Origin of the sequence: Pseudomonas sp. SWI7 (assembly GCF_006351945.1) — a bacterium.
In the GTDB taxonomy this organism is placed as follows: domain Bacteria; phylum Pseudomonadota; class Gammaproteobacteria; order Pseudomonadales; family Pseudomonadaceae; genus Aquipseudomonas; species Aquipseudomonas fulva.
Genome location: NZ_CP040930.1, coordinates 3,162,703 through 3,187,007 on the forward strand (window position 1 = coordinate 3,162,703; position 24,305 = coordinate 3,187,007).

Consider the following 24,305-nt stretch of genomic DNA (forward strand, 5'->3'; position numbering starts at 1 on the left):
CTTCACCGGCTGGCAACACGCGGGTTAGCAAAATGCCGCCATCCCTGCCGCGCCCAGCGCGCGGTTTCCCTGTCGGAGCCACCCATGCTGTCGAGCAACACTCTGCCGCCCTACGCAATGCATTCACCGCGCAAGCGATGGCTGCCCCGCAGCACCGTGACCGTCGCCTTGAGCCTGTGCCTGGCCGTGGCGGCATCGACCTCCTGGTTTATGACGAGAACCTCCATCGTGGACCTTGGTAGCGAACAACAACTCAGCAAAAGCGGCCTGCTCCAGGCCTGGGCCAACGGTGCGGTGATCGTCATGATCCGCCATGCCGAGCGCTGTGACAGCGCACCGGGCCCCTGCCTGGGCGACCCGGCTGGCATCACGGTCGCCGGCAGCCAGGCTGCCGGGCGCGTGGGCGAAGGCCTCAAGCACCTGGGGCTGGCCGATGCCGACCTGTTGAGCAGCCCGAAGGTGCGCACCCAGCAGACGGCGCATTTCATTCTGGGGCAGCCGGTGGCCACGCGGGAATGGATCGGCCAGTGCGACGGCGGCTTCCCGGCTCAGGCGCTGGCAGCCAAACGCCCTGAACACAACCTGGTGCTGGTAACCCACAACGGCTGCGTCGATCAGTTCGCTCGCCAGCAGAACGTTACCGGCGGCGAACGGGACAGCGGTTATGCCAGTGCCTTGTTCGTTTCCGTGGACGACAATGGCAAGGCACGCATCCTGGGGCGGTTGAACGCGCCCGAATGGCAGCGCGTGCTGGCCAGCGCCGCACGTTGAAAGTGCCCGTTGCATAGGTGGGCACCGGCTTGCACGCTGGGCTAGCAAAGTTTTCCACAGCCGTTGGCTGTCATGGCAAGATCAAGTCTGTTTCTTGTTGTGGATAACCCATGTCGCTGCCGCTGATCTACCACGAAGACTACAGCCCAGAGTTTCCGCCGGACCATCGTTTTCCGATGGACAAGTTTCGTCTGCTGCACGATCACCTGATCGACAGTGGGTTGACCACCGACCAGGCGTTGCTGCGGCCCGAGATCTGCCCCAATGACATTCTTGCGCTGGCCCACGACCGCCGTTACATCGAGCGCTACATGCACGGCGAGCTATCCCGCGAGGACCAGCGGCGCCTGGGCCTGCCGTGGAGCGAAGCGCTGGCGCGGCGCACCGTGCGCGCAGTCGGGGGTTCGCTGTTGACGGCCGAGATGGCCCTGCAACACGGGGTGGCCTGTCACCTGGCGGGCGGTACCCACCATGCCCACTACGACCACCCAGCCGGCTTTTGCATCTTCAATGACCTGGCCGTGATCAGCCGTTACCTGCTCGAAGCCGGCCGCGTGCACCGGGTGCTGATCTTCGATTGCGATGTTCATCAAGGGGACGGTACCGCGCGCATTCTTGAAGACACGCCCGACGCCATTACCGTCTCCCTGCATTGCGAGCAGAACTTCCCGGCCCGCAAGGCGCAAAGCGACTGGGACATCCCCCTGCCACGTGGCATGGGGGACGACGCTTACCTGCACGTGGTGGATGAGGCGCTCAATTACCTGCTGCCGCTCTATCAGCCTGACCTGGTGCTGTACGACGCCGGGGTCGATGTTCACAAGGACGATGCCCTGGGTTACCTGCAAATCACCGATGCAGGGCTGGCCGCACGTGACGCGCGCGTGCTCGGCCAGTGCCTGGGCCGCGACATTCCGGTCATGGGCGTGATCGGGGGCGGTTACAGCAAGGATCGCAGAGCGCTGGCCAAGCGCCATGGCGTGCTTCATCACACGGCGGCCAACGTCTTGCGTTGTGCACAATGACTGTGGAACCGCTTGTGGATAACCTGAGCGAAACAGGCTGTAGCCCTTTAATAGCGCTGCCTGCGCGACATTGATCATTTTTTGATCAGTGCTTGTGAGGGCTGTGCTGCGCTAGAATGCGCATCTTTTCCACAGCCTGCAGCCCATCATGTCCGAAGTAAGTCACCCCGCCCCTCCTGTCGCCGCTGTCATTGGGGGCGGCCCCGCCGGCCTGATGGCGGCTGAAGCCCTGGCACAGGCCGGGCTTTCGGTGGAAGTGTTCGACGCCATGCCTTCGGTGGGTCGCAAGTTTCTGCTGGCAGGCGTGGGCGGCATGAACATCACCCACTCCGAGCCCTACCCTGCCTTCGCGGCGCGGTATGCCGAGCGCCAAAGCGAGGTTGACGGGCTGTTGCGCGACTTTGACGCCAACGCCTTGCGCCAGTGGATTCACGGGCTGGGTATCGCCACGTTCGTGGGCAGCTCGGGCCGCGTGTTCCCAACCGACATGAAGGCCGCCCCGCTCCTACGCGCGTGGCTCAAGCGCCTGCGTGAAACCGGCGTGGTTATCCACAACCGTTATCGCTGGCTGGGCTGGAGCGAGGACGGCGCGCTGCGCATTGCTTATCCACAGGGCGAGCGGCTGGTCCGGCCCGCCGTGGTCGTACTGGCACTGGGTGGCGGCAGTTGGGCGCGGCTGGGATCGGATGGGCGCTGGCAGGCAACCCTGGCTGACCGCGCTGTGGATATCTCACCCCTGCGCCCGAGCAATTGCGGGTTCGAGGTCGCGGGCTGGAGTGCGGTGCTCACCGACAAGTTCGCAGGGGCGCCGGTCAAGAACATTGCCCTGAGCGTGCCAGGCCGTGCGCCGCGCAAAGGCGAGTTCATCCTGACCGCCCAGGGTGTGGAAGGCAGCCTGGTCTACGCCTGGTCGGCGCAGGTGCGTGCGGCCATCGAGCAATGTGGCAGCGGTGTGCTGATATTGGACCTGCTGCCGGACAAGCCTGTGGACAAGATTGCCCAGGCCCTGGCACGCCCGAGGGGCTCGCGGTCCATGGCCAAGCACTTGCAAGGGCAATTGGGCCTGGACGGGGTCAAGGCGGCGCTGCTGCGCGAGCTGACCGACCCGGCCACATTCGCCGACCCGCCAGCCCTTGCCCAGGCGATCAAGGCCCTGCCGATCACGCTGGTGCGCACTCGTCCCTTGGACGAAGCGATCAGTAGTGCCGGCGGGGTGCGTTTCGAAAGCCTGGATGAGGGGCTGATGATAAAGCACATGCCAGGGGTGTTCTGTGCGGGCGAGATGCTGGACTGGGAAGCGCCAACAGGCGGGTATCTGCTGACTGCCTGCTTCGCCAGCGGGCTGCGGGCCGGTCGGGCAGCGGCGGCGTGGGTGGGGCGGCAGGGGAATACGACGGGCTGATCGCAGGTTTCACAGGCCTGTCCTCGCTTTGTGCAATCGGGGCTACTCAAGCCCCGGCTGTGCCACCAGCTGCTTACCTTGCAATGAGTGATCAACGCATTCCAGGCTGCCCTTTGCGGATTGCGTCGTTCAACCCAGGCAGTCGCAGATCCTGTTTCGAATAATCGGTCTTGCCTGAATCGTTGACCATGATCATGTTGCTATCCGGTACAGGTTTTCCATTTACCACTTTGATATGGGTAGGGTTCACATCCTTCAACGTAAAGCCTGCTTCGATGAAACCGAAATCTTTCAACCGATACAAACCCACCTTGTCATCGGCAACGAGATACTCACTTATGAACAGAGATTGGTCCTCGTTAACATAGAAAGAACCACTCGTGGGAGCATCTGGGTCAGCACGCTCTAGCGGTTGGCCATTTGCCACTTTCACACGAAACCTCTTAATACGTTCACCCTCGGGCTTTGAGGAGTCGTAAGAGAAGCCCTTCAGCCGAAGTTTTCTATTTTCGATCTTGTTCCAAACAGGCTCTAGATTACTTTTATACAACTTGAATCGGTTACTCCCTTCAGGATCGTTGAAATTAACCGGATCGTTTTCGCAGTAGGCATACGCGTTCAAGCCTCCCTTTAGGAAAGGACTCAGCGGATCTGGGGTGTAGAAACGCCTCAGCTGGGGTTGGTACATCCTTCTCTTGAGCAGATACCCCCCGGTACTACGGTCCAGTAGCTGGCCGCTGTAAGCCAGTCCATAGAGGCGTGGGGCGCAGCGTTGGTCGCCATAGGGCAAATAGGAGAATGCTTGGCCAGTCCGTGATACCAAGCTTGCTGTATGACACATGAGACACACCTAGTCCTATCGGGGTATCTAATGATGTGCAATGTGCCTGGTGAAAAAAACTGGCAGATTTGTCAGGCCAGGCTCTGTACTGCAAGTAAGGCTGCACGGTCTCTGGAAGTACCGTCCTGCCGATGTGATCGTCGGGGCTACGGTGTGCGCACCCCTACGAGTGCCGACTGGCGGTTGGACTGGATTCATTGAATGGCGCCCGGTGATTCTCGTTTTAAGGAGAGGCAGCGCCCTACGCGGTGCCAAGGCTCGTACCTGCCCCGTTGAGATCAAAAGCCACTGCCTCACGCCAACGCTCTAACCGTCAGGGCTTGCGCTTGCGCGGCCCCCCATTGAAGCTAGGCACCTTGCGCACGGCCTTCACCGCAGGTGGCGCGGTGCCTGCCTCATCACTGTCCATCCAGCGACCCAGCCCACGCTTGGCACTGTTCTCCTTGGGCTTCTTCGGTTTCTTGGGCTTTTTCATCACCTGACCACTGGCATCGGTCAGGGGTACCCGGTGATCAGGAATGAAGTCAGGCTCTTCATGACGCGTCAGTGTCTGCCGGGTCAGCACTTCGATGGCCGCCAGCAACTGCACCTCATCCGCGCACACCAGCGAAATCGCCTCACCCGTGTTGCCCGCACGGCCAGTGCGGCCGATACGGTGCACATAGTCTTCGGCCACGATCGGCAGGTCCAGGTTGACTACCAGCGGCAGGTCGTCGATGTCCAGCCCGCGCGCAGCCACGTCGGTGGCCACCAGCACCTGCACCTCGCGTGCCTTGAAGCTGTCCAGCGCCCGTTGCCGTGTCGCCTGGGGGCGGTCGCCATGGATACCGTCGGCCTTGACCCCTTCGGCCAGCAGGCGCTCGACCAGTTGATCGACGCCATTGCGGGTCTTGGCGAAGACCAGCACCTGCTTCCAACGCTGCTTGCGCAACAGGTGGCAGAACAGGTCGACCTTGCGCTTCTTGTCCACCGTCACCAGCCATTGCTTGACGCTCGCCGCCGTGGCATTGCGCGGGCTGACTTCGATGCTGAGCGGGTCGTTGAGCGCGAGCCCTGCAAGCAGGCGGATCTGGTCCGAGAACGTCGCCGAGAACAGCAGCGTCTGGCGCTTGCGGGGCAGCGCGGCATAGACCGATTGCAGTTCCTCGGCGAACCCCAGGTCGAGCATGCGATCGGCTTCGTCGAGCACCAGAATCTGCACCTGGTTGAACTTGATCGCGTTCTGGCGATACAGGTCCAGCAGCCGGCCCGGGGTCGCCACCAGCAGGTCCACACCACGGCGCAGGCGCATCATCTGCGGGTTGATGCTGACCCCGCCATACACCGCATAGGTGCTCAGCGGCAGGTGCTCGGCGTACTCGCGCACGTTGGTATGCACCTGCTCGGCCAGTTCACGGGTGGGCACCAGGACCAAGGCACGAATCGAGTTGGCCGCGACCTTCTCGCCTTCGAGCGCCAGGCGTTGCAACACGGGCAGGGCAAAACCTGCGGTCTTGCCGGTGCCGGTCTGGGCGGCGGCCATCAGGTCGCGGCCGGCCAGCACGGCGGGGATGGCCTGGGCCTGTACCGGGGTCGGGTTGGTGTAATCGCGCTGCTCAAGGGTGCGCAGCAAGGGTTCGATCAGGCCGAGTTTGGCGAAATTCATGGCAATACCATCAGGGGTTCAGCGAAGCCGGCAAGTCTACCGCATCCCCCCTGTGCACTTGCAGGTTTCCCGGTCGAGCGGCTAGGCGATGGGCCGCGCCTTGCGCCACTGCGGCAGGCCGATCAGGACCACCGCGCCAATGATCACGGCCATGGCAACGCACTCTTCGGCACCGATCTGCTCGCCGGCAAACACGATGCCCAAGAGCACCGCCACGGCCGGGTTGACGTAGGCATAGCTGGTGGCCGCCGCCGGGCGAACGTGCTTGAGCAGGTACATGTAGGCGCTGAACGCCAGGATCGAGCCGAAGAACACCAGGTAGGCCAGCGCGCCCCAGCCGGCAGCGGTGGGCATCTGCGTCATGCGTTCACCCGACAGCAGGCTGCCCAACAGCAACGCCGTACCACCGACCAGCATCTGTGCAGCGCTGGCCATGGGGCCCGGAGGCATGGGCAGGCGCTTGCTCCAGACCGACCCGAATGCCCACGAGGCGGCGGCGAAGATCAACAGCGCCGCGCCAAGCGGGCTCGCCTGCAGGTTGGAGCCCAGGTTGAGCAAGCCGATGCCGGTCAGGCCAAGCACGATGCCCGCCCATTCGAGCCCTGAGTTGCGATAACCGAACATCAGCCCAAACACCAGGGTAAACAAGGGCACGGTCGCCACCGCCAGCGCTGCCACGCCGGACGCCACGCCGGCATGCTCAGCGATCGTCACGCCCCCGTTGCCACAGCTGAGCAGCAAAAAGCCCACCAGCCCCGCTGTCCGCCACTGCGGCCAGGACGGTGATGGCGCCCCTCGCCAGCGCATGAAGCCGTACAACAGCCCCCCGGCAATCAGAAAGCGCACCCCAGCCATGAGCATGGGCGGCCAGCTTTCCACACCGATGCGAATGAACAGGTAGGTTGAACCCCATACGAAATACAGGGCCACGAAGGCCCCGATGAGCAACAGCGGGAAGCGGCGGGTGCTGGACATGGTCGACTCGAAAATCCATTTGCGGGTGACGCAGTCTAACGGTGTGAAACGCAGCGGCAACCCTACAGTGAGGCGTTGGATAAGCAGCACACTTGCAGCCGCGGGCGTGCGACGCCAGGCGCTGCCCGTTTCAGCGGTAGGCTGCCAGCGCGTCGCGCACCTTGGCGGCGGGGGTATTCTGCAAACGGCAGAACAAGTCGTGGGAAGGCTGCTGCACCCCGTGGTCCTGGCGCAGCACGCCGGCCAGGTGCTGGACCAGGTTAGCGGCCATTTCCGCGTCGGCCATGGCCCGGTGGGCCGTGCCGGTGTTGGGCAGCCCGGCCCAGTGGTTCAGTGTGCCCAGCTTGTGGTTGGGGGCGGCCGGCAGCAGGCGCCGGGACAGCAACAGCGAGCAGGCGAAGGGCTGGCTGCGGCTGCGGCCGATGCGGCTCAGTTCGAAATCCCAGAACTTCTGGTCGAAGGCGGCGTTGTGGGCCAGCAGCGGCGTGGCCCCCACGAACTCGGCCACCTCGTTCATCACCTGCTCCACCGGGGGTGCCTTGCGCACCATGGCGGTGGTGATGCCGGTCAAGCCCGACACGAAAGCAGGCACCGACACCCCCGCGTTCATCAGGCTCTGATAGCGCTCGACGATTTGCCCGCGCTCGAGCATCACCACGGCCACCTCAGTGGCGCGGCAACCGGTGCCTGGGGAAATGCCGGTGGTTTCAAAGTCGATGACAGCGATACGTTCCATAAAAACCTTAGTGTTTGAGCAACAACGGGCCCTCGATGGGCACATAGCGGGTGGCGGCGCGGATCAGCGACATCGCCGTCAGCCCCGGCACGCCGTAGACCACCGCTTCGGTGCCGTGGCGCTGGATCACGCGGTCGAGCAGCAGGTCGAAATCCCCGTCACCCGAGGCCAGTACCACCTGATCCACGCGGCTGGCCGCATCGATCACATCCAGGGTGATGCCGACATCCCAGTCGCCCTTGGCCGAGCCATCGCTGCGCTGGATGAAGGGCTTGAGGCGCACATCGAAACCCAGGTTGCGCAGTATCTGCTGAAACTGCTGCTGCTTGCTGTCGCCCCGATCGATGGCATAGGCCACCGCCTCGACGATCTGGCCTTCTCGGCTGACCTGGTTCCACAAGGCGGTGTAGTTGAAATGGCAACCGTGGGCCTGGCGCACGGTGTAATAGAGGTTCTGCACGTCGGCGAACAACGCGATCTTTTTCACCTTGGCACCTCGTCTGGCCGAATCGGGGCGGGTTCAGCGCCCCGCGAAGGCCAGCAGTATGCCAGAGCCGTCAGACGTAGGAATCGTCGTCGGAGAATAATCCACCGTCATCACCGCCGTAATCGGCGTCACTGTAACCGCCCTGGTCGCTGCCCCAGCCGCTGTTGTCGGCCACGTGCTGCTGCTCGTTCTGGTCGGTCCAGCCGCCACTGTCACTGGCCTGCGCAGGCTCCTCCTTGATCACCTCGACCACCTCTTCGGGCTGGGCGTTGTGGTTGAACAGGCTGCTGATGCCCTGGGCCAGCAAGACACCCCCGGCTACACCGGCCGCAGTCTGCATGGCGCCGCCCAGGAAGCTGCTGGCACCGCCACGCGCGGGCGCTGCGCCAAAGCCCGGCTGCTGGGCCGGCGGCTGCGAGAAGCCAGGTGCCGCCGGCTCGCGCCAGCCGCCACCGGCGGGTGCGGACGGCGCGACCGAGCGCTGGGGTTGAGGGGCAGGTGCCGGCGCCGAGCTGCGCCCACCAGCGCCGAAGATGCTGGACAGAAAACCGCCGCCGCCTGTGTTCTGCGAGGCGCCGGCCTGCGCAGCCTCGGCCTGGGCACGTGCCTGCTTGAGTTCGGCTTCGAGCTGTTTGTTCTGTTCGTCCAGGCGCTTGATGGCCGCTTCCTGCACCAGGATCGCCTGGGCCATGTAGTAAGGGGCCGCCGGCTGCTGGCGCACGTGCGCCTCGATACAGGCCTGTGCCTGCGCATCACGGGGCTGGCTTGGGTCTTCGGCCTGCTTGATGCGGCTGAACAGGCCATCGATCAGGGATTGTTCTTCGGTATTCATGGGGCGACCTCGTGGGTAGCGGGACAACGGACAGGCTCAAAGATGGGGCGTTAACGCGGCTGATTCAATCACTGGCGGGGTGAAACTTTTTTCAGCAAGTGACGGATCAGAGGTCGCTTTGGGCTAGAGTTAGACCCCCTGTTTCAACTGCCATGCGATGTTGACCCATGAATCCGCTGAGCGTTTTGCGCGACTCCCTCCACTTCTTCACCCGCCACCTGGCCGGTATTGCCCAACTGTGCCTGCCGCTGGTGGTGCTCGAAGCCGTGCTGACCCAGGTGCTGTATCGCCAGCTGGGCGAGCAGGCCTCGCCGGCCTACGGCATGCTGATCTACGTGCTGTGCTACCCGTTGTACAGCGCTGCACTGATCCTCTACCTCGATACCCGCAGCAATGGCCAGGCCATCGCCAAGCGCGACCTGTTTGCCCGTGCGGTGCAGCTCTGGCCGGCGCTGACGCTGCTGGTGCTGATCAGCTCGTTGCTGATCATGGCCGGCATGGCCTTGTTCGTGTTCCCAGGGGTGTGGATCATGGTCAACCTGGTGTTCGGCGAATACCTGCTGGTGCTGCGCGGCTTGCCCGTGGTGCAGGCGATGCGCGAAAGCGCCCGCATGACTACTGGCCATTTCATGCGCATTCTGGTGTGCCTGCTGGGGGTGCTGGCGTCGATCTGGCTGATCGAAGGCCTGATCCTGATGGCCATCCCCGATCCTTCCCCTGGCGTGCAACTGCTCGTGGATAGCCTGGCAGGCTTCCTGCAATTGTTCGGCACGGTGGTCATGTACCGGCTGTTCATGCTGCTCGAAGTCGAGCAGCGCACCTGAACGCAGCCGTTGGCTGCTAGCGCTGGGCCTTGAGGAACAGCGCGAACAGCTCCGACTGGGACTTGATGCCCAGCTTGCGGTAGATGTGCTTGCGATGGACCCGCACGGTTTCCGATGAAATGGCGAGTTTGCGGCCGATCTCCTTGCTGGAACAGCCGCTTAGCAGCATGCGGCCCACTTCCAGTTCGCGGGCGGTGAGCGGCGTTTCAAGGTGGCCAAAGCCCTCGGCCAAGTGGTTCTGCCACGCAGGCGCCGGGGTGACTTCGTCGACATCGTGCTCGAACCGAAAGCGCTGGCGCATGGTGGCCAGCACCCAGGGTTGCAAAAGGTGCAGCAACGCAATCTGCTCACCTGCGAAGCGTGAGCGGCTACCGAGCGACAGGCAAAGCGTGCGCCCTGCATCCAGGGCCACGTTGTACTGCACCTCGTCGGCCACCACGTTGAGGCGGAAATAACGCTGGTAGTAGTCGGTGCGCTCGAAGCATTCAGGGGCCACGTCGGCCAGTTGGACCAGGCCGCTTGCCGGTGCTTCCCGGCTGGCGATGTAGAACGGGTCCAGCAGGTAGAGGCCCTTGAGGTAATCCTGGAATAACGGGTCCAGCCCGCCGTCGCTGCCCGGGGATTCGGCATACACCAATGGGCGGTGCTCACTGAAAAGAAACGCGACCCAGCTGTCGAACGCCACGTATTGCTCCAGCAAACGCACCAGGCGCAGCCAGAAGCCGGGGTGGTCCAACGCATCGATCACCTGGCCGACCGAGCGATGCCAGGCAATGTCCTGAAGTGTAAGGTTCATGTCCGGGCTCTGTACCAAAAGGTGAGACGCAGGTCAGGGTGAATACAACCGAGCAGGCAAAGTGTACTGGAGTGCATCGGCATTGCGGCGCTGTTTTCAGCGCAGCGTTGACCAGTACCGACGGATTTGCATGGGGCTAACCCCTATGGGTTACCTCAAGGGCGTAATTACCCCGCCGCCGATGGCAGCGGCATACTCGGGCACTCACCGTGCGCCACAGCAGCTGGTTTCACGCCGCGTCGATCACCTGGCAGCCGTTGGGCTGCGCATTCAGGAGTTGCAATGAAAGTAGAACTCGTCCAGCTGGACGGTCGCGACGGCGACACCGCCTACAACCTGGAACGCACCCTCGAGGCGATCCACCGCGCAGCAGCGGATGTGGACCTGATCGTGTTCCCGGAAACCCAACTGATGGGCTTTCCAACCCATGACAACATCGCGGCTATCGCCGAGCCCCTGACCGGCCCGACGCTTGCTGCCGTCGCCCAAGCGGTGACCGACAAGGGCGTGGCAGCCGTGGTTGGCCTTGCCGAAGCGGGCGAAGACGGGCACTTCTACAACACCACCGTGTTGATCACCCCGGACGGTGTCGCGTTGAAGTACCGCAAAACCCACCTGTGGGCCTCCGACAAGGGCATCTTCACGGCGGGCGATCGCTACGCCACGGCGCTGTACAAAGGGGTGCGCGTAGGGCTGTTGATCTGCTTCGACATCGAATTCCCCGAAAGCGCCCGCGCCCTGGGCCAGCTGGGCGCCGAGCTGATCTTGGTGACCAACGGCAACATGGACCCCTATGGCCCCACGCACCGCACCGCCATCAGCGCCCGCGCCATGGAAAACCAGGCCTATGCGGTCATGGTCAATCGCGTCGGCCAGGGCGATGGCAACCTGGTCTTTGCAGGCGGCAGCGCGGTGGTCGACCCTTACGGCCAACTGTTATGCGAGGCAGGGCGCACCGCCTGCCGGCTGCAACTGGACCTCGACCTGGCGCTGATCGGGCAAGCGCGCCAGGACTACAGCTACCTGGCCGAGCGCCGCTTCGAACTGCCAGGCCAGCAGGTCGAGCACCCTGACGGCTTGCGAGAACTGATCCTGACCACCGTCTGAACCTTTGCGCCACGGCTGGCGCCCAGGGCCCAGGCCGGGCCCTGACATTGAACTCCATAAAAAACACAATCCGGAGTAACACCATGGCCCACTTGAAACGCACCCTGTCGCTGGGTGCGGTGACGCTGTTCGGCATCGCCTACATGACCCCCATCATTGTGCTGGGCACCTTCGGCATCCTCGCCGACACCACCCAGGGCGCCGTGCCCTCGGCTTATCTGGCCGCCTCCATCGCCATGCTGTTCACCGCCCTGAGCTACGGCAAGATGGCCAAGGCCTTCCCCGTCGCCGGCTCGGCCTACACCTACGTGCGCAAGTCCATCAGCCCCAAGCTGGGTTTTTTGGCCGGTTGGGCGGTGCTGCTGGACTACCTGTTCCTGCCCATGGCGATCTGGCTGATCGGCGCGGCCTACCTGCATTCGGCCTTTCCGGCGGTGCCGCACCCGGTGTGGGTGCTGGCCTTCATTGCCGTCACCACGGCCATCAACATCATCGGCCTGCAGCTGGCCAAGACCGTCAATGGCGTGCTTATGCTGCTTCAGTTCCTGGTACTGGCAGCCTTCGTGGGCCTGGCCGTGCATTACGCCACCGGCGAGCTGAACCAGCCGTTGTGGTCGCTGGCACCCTTTCATCAGGACGGTTTCCAGCTGCCCCTGATCATGAGTGGCGCCGCCATCGCCTGTTATTCGTTCCTGGGCTTCGATGCGGTCAGCACCTTGACCGAGGAGACCCATGAACCGCGCAAGACCATCCCTCGCGCCATCCTGCTCATCACCCTGCTGGGCGGTTTCATCTTCATCGTGGCCAGCTACTTCGTCCAACTCGCGCACCCAAGCGCGACCTTCAGCAACCCGGACTCGGCCGCCTACGAAATCGCGAAGGCCATTGGCGGGGACATTTTCGTGAGTTTCTTCCTGATCGGCCTGATCGTGGGCCAGTTCACCTCGGGGCTTTCCGCCCAAGCCAGTGCCTCGCGCCTGCTGTTCGCCATGGGCCGCGACGGTGTGCTGCCCAAGCGTTGGTTCGGGCGACTGAGTACGCGGTTCGGCACACCGGTCATCAGCATCGTCCTGTGTGGCGTAGTCGCGCTGCTGGCCTTGCGCATGGACGTGACGACCTCCACCTCGTTCATCAACTTCGGCGCTTTCCTGGCGTTCAGCCTGGTCAACCTGTCGGTGATCTTTCACTACTGGATCGCCCAGGGCGAGCGCGGGCTCAAGGCTGCAGCGGTGTACCTGGCCTTCCCCTTGGTCGGGCTGATGGCGGATCTGTGGCTGATGGCAAGCCTGGACCCCATGGCCATCTACCTTGGCGTGGCTTGGCTGGGCATGGGGTGCCTGTACCTGCTGGTCATCACCCGTGGGTTGCGCCAACAGCCGCCAGAGATGCATTTCGAGGAGGCTTGAGGTCGAGTGGGCAGTATGATTTGCGGGGCTTGGAGATATGCCCCGCAGGGCTTGGGTCAGGGTGGGGATCGGATGATTGCGGCCAGTGCGAAATCTGGAAAAATTCGGTGGCGTTCTTCGCAGCTGGAATTCTATGAGGCTTCCGGCCGTCGACGGATAACAAATGCGTAATGGCATGGATCTTTATAACCGTTGGCATTCGTGGTTCGGCGATTGGGTTGCTCGCGATTTCGTGCGGGGCCCAAGGCCGTTCTCTAACACCTGTCAGTTTTGCCAGTGGCCGGGTGCGTACATCACCCGGATACTCAAGACGCCCGCCCTGCTAACGGGCGAAACGACAGTTCTCCAACCGCGAGCACAATCGCATGAACAGACTCGAGAGATCGGCGTACTCGCCTTACGGCTTTGCCGCAGAGATTCGATCTGCACACACGTTACTTGGCTTCAATGGTGAGCATGCGCAAGCGCTGACACCGCTCTACCTGCTTGGCTCCGGATACAGAGTCTACAACACGCGCTTAATGCGTTTTCTTTCACCTGATAGCCTAAGCCCGTTCGACGCGGGTGGCATGAATACCTACGCCTACTGTTCAAACGACCCCGTGAACCGCAGCGATCCCACTGGGCACTCTTTCCTATACCCCAACAAAAATGTGCGAAGACCAGCTATTACGCTGCCGAGTCGCGGCGAAGCAGGCAAGTGGCCGACACATCCCTCGGAGTTAGCGAAAAGGGATTTCAGCAATATGAAACTGAAGGAAATGTCCTATAAAGAGATTCAACACTGGTTCAAGATTTCCAAAGGGGAGTTAAAAGAAGCGAAACGCAATATACTGCGCAGCCCAAATGATGCTTCAGAGGCCATCGAGAAATATGTTAAAACTGAGAACCGCCACCATGTATTGACTGAAGCATTAAATTCAAAGATTACAGGACGCCTCGTACACGTTATTGAGTCGTTGTTGGAAGAAGGACTCTACAAACCAAGCATGCCGGTGGAGTCTAATGCAGAACTGGCGACATTGATGCGGAACGGCATGCCCGTTATTATCCCCAGTGTCCATGATTTTAGAACTGTCAAAATGCGTCGCTAAGGCTGTACAAAACTCCGAGATACCCAACCGCTGCCCTCAAGCGCTAAGGTTCTTGAACCTTCCGCTATCGACGGAAAGGAATACTACGGCGGCTACGAACTTTGTGGGCGTCCGCTTGGATCAAGTACGAAGTCGGCACCCGTATGGTCTGCCCGCCTATGACACTGTTTTTCATCCACACGATGTCATGGGTCAGTGCTCCGACCTGCGCGCCGGTCAGGGCCACGCACAGGCTCAGATTGATGACATCCTGGCTGGCCAGGGCACTGTCCATCAGGTGGCGGCGCTGGCGTAGAGGGCTGTTTGCTGAGGATGATGTCGATGCCGACCACCGGCACGCCGGTCTGGTCGTCGCCCAGCTTGCCGGCGAGGATTTCCAGTGCGTTGTGCTCGCTCACCAAGCCGTTCTGCACACGGCGGGCGACGTTCAGTTACGTATGCGCATCGCTACTTCCTAGGCTTAGCCCTGGCAGTCGCTTCGGCCACCAGCGGGTCTTCAGGCCAATAGTGCTTCGGGTATCGCCCCTTCAGATCCTTCTTCACCTCCACGTAAGTGCTGCGCCAGAAGTTCGCCAGATCCTGGGTGACCTGCACAGGCCTGCGAGCCGGCGACAGGAGGTGCAGAACCAGCGGCTGCCTGCCCTGAGCGATGCGTGGGGTTTCTGCCAGGCCAAACAGCTCCTGAAGCCGCACGGCCAAAATTGGCGGATGCTGCGAATAGTCGATACGGATATTCGAGCCGGATGGCACCTGGATCGCCTGGGGTGCCTGGGTGTCCAGCTCCTGTGGAAGCGGCCAGGGCAGAAGGTTTCTGATGATCGAGGGCAGGTCCAGCTGGCTGAAGTGGCTGAGCCTCGTGACTTTACCCAGGTAGGGCGTGAGCCATTGGTCGAGCGTGTCCAGCAGATTGGCATCGCTCAGGTCAGGCCACTTGCTTTGTGCCTGCCCACGCTCGATATCCAGCTGGCGCAGCAGACCCACCCGGGCCTGCCATTGCCGCAGCTCGGGGTTCCAGGGCAGAAGCTCGATGCCCTTGCGCCTCACCAGGCTGACCAAGGCCAGCGAACGGGTTTGCTCGTCAAGGTTCGCCAGCGCTTTCGTCGACAGCACGAGCTGGCCTACCCGCCACTGCCGCTGCGCCTTGAGCACGCCTTCGCGCTCGTCCCAATCGACCTCATCGACCGACCTCACCAGGTCAGCCAGCTGGTTATCGAACAAGGCCGGATCGAGGTCACTCGCCAGGTAGATCCGCTCCTCGCGCTGTCCTTGCCGGCTACCCAGGTCGGCGACCACTAGCCACGCGTGCTTGGTAAGCGCATCGGGCTCGGGGAACAGGGCTGCCCGGCCGTTGGAGAGGCGGTACTCCGCTGCACTGGCGCGCCTTTGCAGGCCGATTCGGTCGGGATAGGCGAACGCCAGCAGGCATCCTACCCACCGTGGGTGATCGAGCGCGTCTACAGGGCTCGAGGCCTTGCCACGCAGCAGCGACCGGTACTGCCGAGCAGACTGTTTCACGCGTTGCAGGGAACCGCCACTGCGACGGGCATGCTGCTCGCCCGACAGTGCGCTGAGCCGGGAGTGCAGGTCGGCACCGGCCCCACGCAGGATATCTTTCTCGCCCAGCAGAGCCGCGATGTTGCATGCCAAGTCATCCAGGCCCATCGCATTGCCCTTGATGAGCATGTGGGCGATCCGGGGGTGGGCTGGCAACGCGCTCATGGCCGCACCGTGTGGCGTGAGCTGTCCAGCATCGTCGAGCGCGCCCAGGCGCTTGAGCAGGTCTGTGGCTTGAGCGAAGGGCGCCGCTGGTGGTTGATCGAGCCAGGTCATCTCTTCCGGCTTCATGCCCCATCGAGCCAGCTGGAGCGCCAAGGCTGCCAGATCTGCCTGGAGGATTTCAGGGGTGCTGTAGCTGGCCATCTGCTCGTGCTGGGACTGCGACCACAGCCGATAGCAGACACCAGGCTCCAGGCGCCCCGCCCGTCCCGCCCGCTGGGTAGCGCTGGCCTTGGAAATGCGCTGTGTGTCGAGTCGGGTCATGCCGCTGCGGGGGTCGAACCTGGGTACTCGTTCAAGGCCACTGTCCACCACCACCCTGACCCCTTCGATGGTCAAGCTGGTCTCGGCGATGTTCGTGGCCAATACGACCTTGCGCGAGCCCTTGGGGGCCGGGTCTATCGCCGCACGCTGCGCCTGCAGGTCGAGGTCACCGTACAGCGGGCACACCATCACCTCTGGACGGCTGCCGAGATGTGCCTTGAGGTCCTCTGCCACCCGCCGAATTTCCGCCTGCCCAGGCAGGAACACCAGGATGCTGCCAGGTTGTTCATCGAGGGCGGCCAGGCACGTGTCCGTGATGCGCGCATCGATTCGCTCGCCCGGCTGATAGGGGCTTCCCCATACCGTCGAGACGGGATACATCCGCCCTTCACTGGTGACCACGGGCGCATCGTCGAGCACCTTCGAGAGGCGGGCACCCTCCAGCGTGGCAGACATCAACAGCAGCTTGAGCGGGGGCTCATCGCGCAGCAGTTCACGGGCGCTCAGGCACAGCGCCAGTGCCAGGTCGGAATCGAGGTTGCGCAGGTGGTACTCATCGAAGATGACCACGCCCACACCCTCCAGCGCCGGGTCCTCCTGAAGCCTGCGAGCCAGAATGCCTTCGGTGACCACTTCGATCTGCGTTCGCGGCCCTACCTTGCTTTCAAGGCGAATGCGGTAGCCGACCGTCTCGCCCACCTGCTCATCCAGCTCACTGGCCAAACGCTCCGCCGCTGCCCGCGCAGCCAGTCGGCGAGGTTCGAGCATCAGGATCTTTTGCCCGGCTAGCCAGGGCTCATGCAACAACGCCAGGGGCACCCGAGTGGTCTTGCCAGCACCCGGGGGCGCTTCGAGTATCACTTCATTGCGACTGGCCAGGGCCTGTCGTAGCTCTGGCAATACACGGTCTATAGGTAATGAAATCATGGTGGCCCTCGAACAAGCAGGCGAGTATAACGGCGAACCGACGTTGTCCTATCATGGTCTTAACTGCGCGGGTTCAGGCGCCTTGCCTGGCCTGCCGAACGCCACGCCCGGAGATTTACATGCGCATTGCTTCCCGCCTGATCGGTGCTGCCCTCGTGGGCACCTTGCTGACGCAACTGACGGCTTGCGGCTCCATCTTCTACCCAGACCGTCGCGGCCAGATCGACGGCAAGGTCGACCCTGCGATCGCCGTGCTGGATGCCGTTGGCCTGCTGTTCTACGTCATCCCAGGGCTGATCGCCTTCGGCATCGACTTCGCCACCGGCGCCATCTACTACCCCCCAGGGCAAACCGCGCAAGTGGACCCGGCCAAACTGAAGGACGCCGTCAATGCCGATGGCAGCGTGGACAATCTCAAACTGCAGGCCATTCTGGAAAGCGAACTGGGGCAGCGCCTGCCGCTGGACGACCCACGCTTGATCCAGCACCGCGGCAGTGCTGAACAATTGGCCAGCCTTGGGCTGGTACCTGCCGCCTGACGTCAAGGACGACCGCCTGAGATGACCACTTCGGCCGAACACAAACGGTTGCTCCGCCTGGCCACGCGCGCCTCCCTGGCGGTGGCCAGCATCCTGGTGGTCAGCAAGGCGCTGGCCTGGTGGTTGAGCGGCTCGGTTAGCCTGCTGGCCGGGTTGACCGATTCGGCCCTCGACGCCGTGGCGTCCTTCCTCAACCTGCTGGCTGTGCACTACGCCCTGCGCCCGGCCGATGACGACCACCGCTTCGGGCACGGCAAGGCAGAAGCCCTGGCTGGCATCGCCCAGGCGCTGTTCATCGGCGGCAGTGCCGTGCTGATTGCCTTGCAGGCGTTGGAGCGCCTGCGCAACCCGCAGCCGTTAGGCGATACCGCCATCGGCATCGGGGTGATGCTGTTGTCGTTGGTGCTGACCGTCGCGCTGCTGGCCGTGCAACGCAAGGTCATCCGCGCCACAGGTTCAACGGCGGTACGCGCCGATTCCCTGCACTACCGCTCCGACCTGCTGCTCAACGGCAGCATCTTGCTGGCGTTGCTGCTGGCGCGCTTCGGCTGGCCGCAACTCGATGCGCTGTTCGGGTTGGGCATCGCACTGTACATCCTGTGGAGCGCCCTGCAGATCGCGCGCGAAAGCACGGCGATTCTCATGGACAAGGAGCTGCCCGTGGATGTGAGCGAAGACATGGCCAGCCGCGTGCTGGCCATCGAGGGCGTGCTGGGCGTGCACGACCTGCGCACCCGGGTATCGGGCAACCAGTGGTTCGTGCAATTGCACATCGAGCTGCCTGGGCAACTGCCGCTGCATCACGCACATGGGCTGTGCGTGCAGGCGTCGGAAGTGATCCGCCAGCAGTACCCCAAGGCCGACGTGATGGTCCACGCCGACCCGGTGTAGCCCTCTAGTTGACGCTGTAGCCTCGCCCGGACAAGCACGCGCCAAGCGCCCGTTGGTAGGTACTTGCAACCGCAGGCGCCGGCGCGTAGGCCGCCATGGCAGGATCGAACCCCGACTGGCTGACCGCCCAGCGATGGCACTGGTAACGGTCCTGATCCTGCTGCTCCTGCCCCTGTCCATAGCGCGGATAAGCCACCACGTCATACCCCGACGCCGCTGTAGGCGCAGGTGCTGGGGGATTGACCACCACGTACTCGCGGCTGTTTTCCAGGTAGCGATAGTAGGTGTCGGCGACCAGGTAGATCATCGCGCCGTCCACGCGAAACTTGTGCGCATAGGGCGGCAGGTAGCTGACTCGCGCACCCGGGGGCGGCACCACGACCTGGTAACCCCTTTCCCAGGGGCGGTACCAGTACCCGCCGGAGTAGAAATAGTCCTGCCCCTGGTAGGGCACCTTCCAGAAACGGTCAGCAAACCGCTCCACGGTCTGGCCAGGCCGGTAGTGCGGCCCGGGGCCCCAGCCTTCACCGTGGCCCCCAGGGCGGCCCTGCCAGCCCTCGTGAGGCGCGTAGCCAGGGCCTGGGCCATGCCAACGCGGGCCGTCATCGGGGCGGCGGGGAATGTCCTGGTAGAACCCCGGCCGTGGGGGCTGCGTCTGACCGACTTCGTCACGCGAATTGAGCGCACGCCCAGGCGCGGGCCCTGCCTCCACACCTGGCCCTGTAGCGGCGGGGGGCAAAGCACCTGGGCCGTCGTTGGGCCCGGCCGCCAGGGCTGCAACGCTGATGCCCATGCCCAGCAAACCAACACCTGCCCACTGCCAGATGTGCGACTTCATGGTAGTCCTCTCGACGGTAAAACGGCTGACTGCGCCAGTCTACCGCGCCCCATCACGCCGCCCATTAAATTTCAGCCATGAAAAAAGGGAGGCCACCTGGGCCTCCCTTCAGCAATTGTCGTCCGTGCTCGGCACTTGTGGCGCCGGCTCACCTCACACCGTCTTCTGGAAGGTGCGTAGCCCGGGGGCCTGGCCCATCCTGTTGGATGGCTTGGCCGCGAGCGCCCGTCTGGGGCGCATCGCCGTGGACTGATGTCCGGGCAGTGATTCTGGTGTTAACGATACCGGTCGCGCCCCGGCACAGGATTGCTAAGATTGCTCAGATAAATAGCACTTGCGCAATTTTTAACCCTGGATTGATAATTCGCCGCAATCCGAACAGAAAAGGCATGATTCATGAGCAAGCTGGACCGATACGACCTGAGCATTCTGGCTGAATTGCAGCGTGACGCGCGCATCTCCAACCAGGAGCTGGCCGAACGCATCGGCCTTTCACCCTCGCCCTGCTCGCGCCGCGTCAAGCAACTCGAAGACGACGGCTACATTTCCCGTCAGGTGGCCTTGCTCGATCGCAAGAAGCTGGGTTTGAGCCTGACTGCCTACGTACTCATCGGTATGGACCGGCACACCCCCGAGCGTTTCGAAACCTTCGAGGCCACCATCCGCAACCTGCCGCAGGTGCTGGAGTGCAGCCTGGTGACCGGGATGGACGCCGACTACCAGCTCAAGGTCGTCGTGCCCGACATGGACCATTACCAGAAGCTGCTGCTCGGTAGCCTCACGCGCATCGAGGGCGTCACCAGCGTGCGTTCAAGCTTCGTGCTCAACCAGGTGTTGGCCAGCACCGAGCTTCCATTGACCCACCTTCGCTGATCGGCTGCCACCTCACGGGTATACTTGCCCCCTCAACCCGCCTGGAGCACTGCAATGGATCCTGCCGTATTCGAAGAGTGGATGATGATCATCCTGGTGACCGCCTTGATCGGCTTCATGGGCTTCATCGTCTGGGACCTGGCGAAAAAATCCCAGGCGGGGCGGTTCGGCACCCTGATCCTGTTCTTCGTGCTCGGCCTGGGTGTGCTGGCGTTCATCATCAAGAGCGTGGTGGTGGGGTTCATCGAGGGGGTGTAGCCAGCGCGGTCGCCACGTGCCCGCTGGCCATGCCGCCTAGCGCCGCAGGGTCGGCGCCACCTCGCGCCAGCAGCCTTGCTCAAGCCCATCGAGTGTCCAATCGCCGATACGCACGCGCACCAGGCGCAAGGTGGGCAGGCCCACGGCGGCGGTCATTCGCCGTACCTGGCGATTGCGACCCTCGCGAATCACCAGCTCCAGCCAACAGGTCGGTACGCTTTTGCGAAAGCGTACTGGTGGGTTGCGCGGCCACAGAGCGGGGGCTTCGAGGCTGCGGGCCTCGGCGGGCAACGTTGGTCCGTCATTGAGCTGCACGCCTTCGCGCAGTTGGCGCAGCTGCTGCTCGGTGGGCTCGCCCTCGACCTGCACCCAATAGGTCTTGGGCAGCTTGTGCTTGGGGTCGGCAATACGCGCCTGCAGCGCGCCGTCATTGGTCAACAGCAACAGGCCTTCGCTGTCCCGGTCCAGCCGGCCGGCGGGGTAGACGCCCGGGATATCGATGAAATCCTTGAGCGTGGCCCGCCCCTCGCCGTCACTGAACTGCGTCAGCACGTCGAAGGGTTTGTTGAACAGGATCAACCGCGGCTCGGCGGGTGGCGCCTTGGGCTGGCGGTGAGCGCCAGGCACAGGCCGCCCCTGAGGGCGGCGCGGCTTGGAACGGGGTGGCAGTGACATGGGTCCTCAGCGGAACGGCGGCTCGTCGAAGCTGCGCAGTTTACGCGAGTGCAGCGAATTGAGCTCGGTGCGCAACAGGTCCAGCGCCGCGATCCCGATCTTCAGGTGCTGGCTGACCGCGCGGTTGTAGAACGCGTTGGCCGAGCCTGGCAGCTTGATTTCGCTGTGCAGCGGTTTGTCGGACACGCACAGCAAGGTGCCGTACGGCACCCGCAGGCGATAGCCCTGGGCTGCGATGGTGCCGCTTTCCATGTCCACGGCAACGGCGCGGGACAAGTTGATCAGCGGCCGTTCCTGGGCCCAGCGCAGCTCCCAGTTGCGGTCGTCGTAAGTCAGCACGGTACCGGTGCGCAGGCGCTTCTTGAGCTGCTCGCCCCGCTCGCCGGTCACCTGCGCAGCGGCTTCCTGCAGGGCCAGTTGCACCTCTGCCAATGCCGGGATCGGAATGTTCGGCGGCACCACGCGGTCAAGGATGCCGTCACGGCGCATGTAGGCGTGGGCCAGCACGTAGTCGCCAATGGTCTGCGACTGGCGCAGCCCGCCGCAGTGCCCGATCATCAGCCAGCAATGCGGGCGCAGCACTGCCAGGTGGTCAGTAATGTTCTTGGCGTTGGACGGGCCGACGCCGATGTTGACCAGCGTGATGCCGTCGCCGTCCCCTGCAATCAGGTGGTAGGCCGGCATCTGGTAGCGGTGCCAGACCACACCGGCGACCAGCGCCTGGGCCTCACCATGGTCCATGCTCTTCTCGATCACGACGTTGCCCGGCAACACCATGCGCACGAAGCGCGGATCATCGCGCAACTGCTCAAGGCCATGGCTGATGAACTGGTCCACGTAACGGTGGTAGTTGGTCAGCAGGATCCAGGGCTGCACGTGGCGCCAGTCACTGCCGGTGTAGTGCACCAGGCGCCGCAGCGAGAAGTCCACGCGCGCGGCATCGAACAGCGCCAGGGGCAAGGTATCGGTGCTGTCCCAGTCGTAGAGCCCATCGGCGATGTTGTCGGTGGCCGAGGACAGGTCGGTGCTGGGGAATACCCGCGCCAGCTGCGCGGCGGTGATGCCGCTGCCGGCCAGCTCGTCGCCCTGGTCGACCACGTACGGATACGGAATGGGCTGCTCGCTCACCCCCACTTCGACCGTGACGGTGTAGTCGTGCATCAACGGGCGCAATTGCTCCAGCAGGTAGCCGCGAAAAGCAGCCGGCTGGGTGATGGTGACGCTGTAGGTGCCCGCCACCTGGACCTTGGCGTAGGCCCGCGTGGTGGCAGCGACTTCGCCATTGCTGTGGTAGGTCAGGCGCAGCGCCGGGTAGCGGAACAGGTCTCGCTGCTGGGCATCGGGCTCGGTGCGGTCCTTGAGGTAACGCTTGAGGGCCTGGCTCAGGGCACCGGTGGCCTGCTCATGCAAGGCCGCCAGACGATCGACGGCCTGTTCGGGAGTATCAACGACTTCAAACGCGTGGCTCACACTGTGCTTCCTGTCTGGACATGCATGCGAACCATCTTGCCTGCCTTCTCGGGTAAATTCATCCCCTTGATGATGCAAGGCGGCGCAGCTGGGCCAAGCCGGTCAGCTGGCCATGGCCCGCGCCATCAGGGCCTGTACGTCCACACCGCGCGGCAGCGTGCCATAAGCGCGCCCCGTCCCTGTGAGGCGGCTGGCGATGAACGCATCGCTGACCGCACAATGGCCGGCCTCCAGCAGCAACTTGGCCTGCAATGCCAGGGCGATGGTCTCGGTCAGTTGCCGCGCCCGGTACTGGATGTCGCCCGTGTCGAGGAACGCATCCTTCAGGTTGACGATGCAGGTGGCCAGGCGCTTGTCGCCGTGTCCGTCCCCCAGTTCGGCGAACAACGCCTCCAGCACACCCGGCTCCTTGGACAAGGCGCGCAGCACATCCAGGCACTGCACATTACCCGAACCTTCCCAGGTCGAGTTGACGGGCGCCTCGCGGTAAAGCCGCGGCAGGATGCTGTCCTCCACATACCCCGCCCCGCCCAGGCACTCGGCCGCTTCGTTGATCATGGCCGGGGCACGCTTGCAGATCCAGTACTTGCCTACCGCCGTGACCAGGCGCGCGAAGTGCGCCTGCTGGGGGTCGTCGAGCTGCTCGAGGGCGTGGCCCATGCGCAGGCTCAGGGCCAATGCCGCTTCGCTTTCCAACGACAGGTCGGCGAGCACGTTCTGCATCAGCGGCTGCTCGGTCAACAGGCGGCCCGCCACCTGCCGATGCGCGCAGTGGTGCAGGGCCTGGGTCAGCGCCTGGCGCATCAGGGCACTGGAGCCGACCATGCAGTCGAAACGGGTCATGGCCACCATCTCGATGATGGTCGGTACGCCCCGGCCCTCCTCACCGATCATCCAGGCCAGCGCACCGCGAAACTCCACTTCGCTGGAGGCGTTGGAGACATTGCCCAACTTGTCCTTCAGGCGCTGGATATAGAACTGGTTACGGGTGTCGTCCGGGCGGTGGCGGGGCAGCAGGAAGCAGCTCAGGCCGTGCTCGGTCTGGGCAAGGACCAGGAAGGCATCGCACATGGGCGCCGAACAGAACCACTTGTGACCCACCAGCTCGTAGGCCTGGCCGGGCCCCGGCGCGCCGACTGGGTAGGCACGGGTGGTATTGGCGCGCACGTCCGTGCCACCCTGCTTCTCCGTCATGGCCATGCCCAACGTGACGCCGGCCTTGTGCCGGTCGCCGACGTTGCGCGGGTCATACTCACGCGACAGCGCCTTGGGCAGCCAGTAGTAGGCGATCTCGGGTTGCAGGCGCAGGGCCGGCACCGCAGCGAAGGTCATGGTCAGCGGGCAGCCCGTGCCGGCCTCGGCCTGGCTGTGCAGGTAGGTCATCGCCGCGCGGGCCACGTGGGCGCCCGGGCGCGGCTCGGCCCAGGGCAGCGACGGTAGCCCATGCTCGACGGCGGTGCGCATCAACTGGTGATAGGCGGGATGAAACTCGACCAGATCGATGCGATGGCCATAGCGATCATGGCTGCTGAACACAGGCTTGTGCGCATTGGCCAGAAAGCCTGCCTGCATCAACGGCCCACCGGCCAGCGCGCCGTACGCATCGATCCGCGACTGCGCCCAGTCGGCACCAAAGCGCCTGGACCACTCCTGTAGCGGCAGGTCCAGGCGGTACAGGTTGGCCCCGTCCAGCGGTGGCGGCTGATTGGTGACCTCGTGGGTTTCAGCGAACTGGTGCAGGTTCATGGAGGTACTCCTGAATCCGGGCAGGCGTGAGGTTCCCAGTGAAGCACTGTCTGGTCGATGGACAAAGGGGCATTCCTGACTAAACGCAGGGGTGCGTGATGAGCGGC

Annotated in this window: 25 protein-coding genes; 12 read left to right on the forward strand and 13 right to left on the reverse strand. The window is 63.6% G+C overall.

The window, feature by feature from the left end:
- Positions 1–84: 84 nt before the first annotated feature.
- From FH041_RS14515 to FH041_RS14525, 3 genes are all read left to right on the forward strand, one after another.
- Complete coding sequence (locus FH041_RS14515; protein ID WP_028687133.1) at positions 85–771, forward strand: Ais protein; 687 nt, start codon at positions 85–87, stop codon at positions 769–771.
- Between the two features lie 110 nt (positions 772–881).
- Entirely contained in the window at positions 882–1,796 is a 915-nt protein-coding gene (locus FH041_RS14520; protein WP_027915218.1) for a histone deacetylase, read from the forward strand.
- A gap of 148 nt (positions 1,797–1,944) precedes the next feature.
- On the forward strand, positions 1,945–3,198 hold the full coding sequence (locus tag FH041_RS14525) for a TIGR03862 family flavoprotein (protein ID WP_140174781.1): 1,254 nt from the start codon (positions 1,945–1,947) through the stop codon (positions 3,196–3,198).
- 91 nt (positions 3,199–3,289) lie between these two features.
- Here FH041_RS14525 and FH041_RS14530 read toward each other — a convergent pair whose 3' ends face one another.
- The 6 genes from FH041_RS14530 to FH041_RS14555 all read right to left on the reverse strand — a co-directional run bounded on the left by FH041_RS14530 (position 3,290) and on the right by FH041_RS14555 (position 8,714).
- Complete coding sequence (locus FH041_RS14530) at positions 3,290–4,039, reverse strand: RHS repeat-associated core domain-containing protein (RefSeq protein WP_082693180.1); 750 nt, start codon at positions 4,037–4,039, stop codon at positions 3,290–3,292.
- Between the two features lie 313 nt (positions 4,040–4,352).
- Complete coding sequence (locus FH041_RS14535; protein WP_027915220.1) at positions 4,353–5,684, reverse strand: DEAD/DEAH box helicase; 1,332 nt, start codon at positions 5,682–5,684, stop codon at positions 4,353–4,355.
- An 81-nt stretch (positions 5,685–5,765) separates the two neighbouring features.
- Positions 5,766–6,659, reverse strand: coding sequence for a drug/metabolite exporter YedA (yedA, locus tag FH041_RS14540; RefSeq protein ID WP_140174783.1), 894 nt, complete (start codon positions 6,657–6,659; stop codon positions 5,766–5,768).
- A 130-nt stretch (positions 6,660–6,789) separates the two neighbouring features.
- Positions 6,790–7,395, reverse strand: a complete 606-nt coding sequence (locus FH041_RS14545) for a PolC-type DNA polymerase III (protein ID WP_140174785.1) — start codon at positions 7,393–7,395, stop codon at positions 6,790–6,792.
- Positions 7,396–7,402: 7 nt separating this feature from the next.
- The gene (locus FH041_RS14550) at positions 7,403–7,882 is read right to left on the reverse strand and encodes an NYN domain-containing protein (RefSeq protein ID WP_023534583.1); all 480 of its coding nucleotides are present in this window, start codon (positions 7,880–7,882) and stop codon (positions 7,403–7,405) included.
- A 70-nt stretch (positions 7,883–7,952) separates the two neighbouring features.
- Positions 7,953–8,714 carry a DUF2076 domain-containing protein gene (locus FH041_RS14555; protein WP_027915223.1) on the reverse strand — a complete coding sequence of 254 codons (762 nt, stop codon included), beginning with the start codon at positions 8,712–8,714 and terminating at the stop codon, positions 7,953–7,955.
- Between the two features lie 167 nt (positions 8,715–8,881).
- Between FH041_RS14555 and FH041_RS14560 the strand changes: the two genes are divergently transcribed.
- Positions 8,882–9,538, forward strand: coding sequence for a membrane protein (locus tag FH041_RS14560; protein ID WP_027915224.1), 657 nt, complete (start codon positions 8,882–8,884; stop codon positions 9,536–9,538).
- A 16-nt stretch (positions 9,539–9,554) separates the two neighbouring features.
- Here FH041_RS14560 and FH041_RS14565 read toward each other — a convergent pair whose 3' ends face one another.
- Positions 9,555–10,334: a helix-turn-helix transcriptional regulator gene (locus tag FH041_RS14565; protein WP_028687140.1), complete on the reverse strand. Its 780-nt coding sequence runs from the start codon at positions 10,332–10,334 to the stop codon at positions 9,555–9,557.
- A 130-nt stretch (positions 10,335–10,464) separates the two neighbouring features.
- Between FH041_RS14565 and FH041_RS22820 the strand changes: the two genes are divergently transcribed.
- The 4 genes from FH041_RS22820 (at position 10,465) to FH041_RS14580 (ending at position 13,941) form a co-directional block, all read left to right on the forward strand.
- A complete protein-coding gene (locus FH041_RS22820; RefSeq protein WP_154665194.1) occupies positions 10,465–10,620 on the forward strand; it encodes a hypothetical protein in 156 nt (51 codons plus the stop codon).
- Positions 10,617–11,441: a carbon-nitrogen hydrolase family protein gene (locus FH041_RS14570; protein WP_027915226.1), complete on the forward strand. Its 825-nt coding sequence runs from the start codon at positions 10,617–10,619 to the stop codon at positions 11,439–11,441. The genes FH041_RS22820 and FH041_RS14570 overlap by 4 nt, the downstream gene beginning before the upstream one ends.
- An 83-nt stretch (positions 11,442–11,524) precedes the next feature.
- Positions 11,525–12,847: an APC family permease gene (locus tag FH041_RS14575; protein ID WP_027915227.1), complete on the forward strand. Its 1,323-nt coding sequence runs from the start codon at positions 11,525–11,527 to the stop codon at positions 12,845–12,847.
- Between the two features lie 365 nt (positions 12,848–13,212).
- Positions 13,213–13,941, forward strand: coding sequence for an RHS repeat-associated core domain-containing protein (locus FH041_RS14580; RefSeq protein ID WP_140174787.1), 729 nt, complete (start codon positions 13,213–13,215; stop codon positions 13,939–13,941).
- A 185-nt stretch (positions 13,942–14,126) separates the two neighbouring features.
- Here the strand turns inward: FH041_RS14580 and FH041_RS14585 are convergent, their stop codons facing one another.
- Positions 14,127–14,339, reverse strand: coding sequence for a hypothetical protein (locus FH041_RS14585; protein ID WP_128610956.1), 213 nt, complete (start codon positions 14,337–14,339; stop codon positions 14,127–14,129).
- 49 nt (positions 14,340–14,388) lie between these two features.
- A complete protein-coding gene (hrpB, locus tag FH041_RS14590; RefSeq protein ID WP_140174789.1) occupies positions 14,389–16,908 on the reverse strand; it encodes an ATP-dependent helicase HrpB in 2,520 nt (839 codons plus the stop codon).
- 119 nt (positions 16,909–17,027) lie between these two features.
- Between hrpB and FH041_RS14595 the strand changes: the two genes are divergently transcribed.
- Positions 17,028–17,447, forward strand: a complete 420-nt coding sequence (locus FH041_RS14595) for a hypothetical protein (protein WP_027915231.1) — start codon at positions 17,028–17,030, stop codon at positions 17,445–17,447.
- A 21-nt stretch (positions 17,448–17,468) separates the two neighbouring features.
- Positions 17,469–18,338, forward strand: a complete 870-nt coding sequence (locus FH041_RS14600) for a cation diffusion facilitator family transporter (protein ID WP_027915232.1) — start codon at positions 17,469–17,471, stop codon at positions 18,336–18,338.
- A 4-nt stretch (positions 18,339–18,342) separates the two neighbouring features.
- Here FH041_RS14600 and FH041_RS14605 read toward each other — a convergent pair whose 3' ends face one another.
- Positions 18,343–19,176: a DUF6515 family protein gene (locus FH041_RS14605; RefSeq protein WP_027915233.1), complete on the reverse strand. Its 834-nt coding sequence runs from the start codon at positions 19,174–19,176 to the stop codon at positions 18,343–18,345.
- A 396-nt stretch (positions 19,177–19,572) separates the two neighbouring features.
- Here FH041_RS14605 and FH041_RS14610 point away from each other — a divergent pair, with 396 nt between their 5' ends.
- Both FH041_RS14610 and FH041_RS14615 read left to right on the forward strand, forming a co-directional pair.
- On the forward strand, positions 19,573–20,049 hold the full coding sequence (locus FH041_RS14610) for an Lrp/AsnC family transcriptional regulator (protein WP_023534579.1): 477 nt from the start codon (positions 19,573–19,575) through the stop codon (positions 20,047–20,049).
- Positions 20,050–20,103: 54 nt separating this feature from the next.
- On the forward strand, positions 20,104–20,307 hold the full coding sequence (locus FH041_RS14615; protein ID WP_023534618.1) for a DUF2788 domain-containing protein: 204 nt from the start codon (positions 20,104–20,106) through the stop codon (positions 20,305–20,307).
- A 36-nt stretch (positions 20,308–20,343) separates the two neighbouring features.
- On the opposite strand, the gene FH041_RS14620 is transcribed toward FH041_RS14615, so the two are convergent.
- The 3 genes from FH041_RS14620 to FH041_RS14630 all read right to left on the reverse strand — a co-directional run bounded on the left by FH041_RS14620 (position 20,344) and on the right by FH041_RS14630 (position 24,198).
- A complete protein-coding gene (locus FH041_RS14620; RefSeq protein ID WP_088523404.1) occupies positions 20,344–20,982 on the reverse strand; it encodes a pseudouridine synthase in 639 nt (212 codons plus the stop codon).
- 6 nt (positions 20,983–20,988) lie between these two features.
- Positions 20,989–22,452, reverse strand: coding sequence for an AMP nucleosidase (gene amn / locus FH041_RS14625; RefSeq protein ID WP_049696675.1), 1,464 nt, complete (start codon positions 22,450–22,452; stop codon positions 20,989–20,991).
- 102 nt (positions 22,453–22,554) lie between these two features.
- Positions 22,555–24,198 (reverse strand): acyl-CoA dehydrogenase family protein, encoded by a 1,644-nt coding sequence (locus FH041_RS14630; RefSeq protein ID WP_140174791.1) that lies wholly within the window; start codon positions 24,196–24,198, stop codon positions 22,555–22,557.
- Positions 24,199–24,305: the final 107 nt, after the last annotated feature.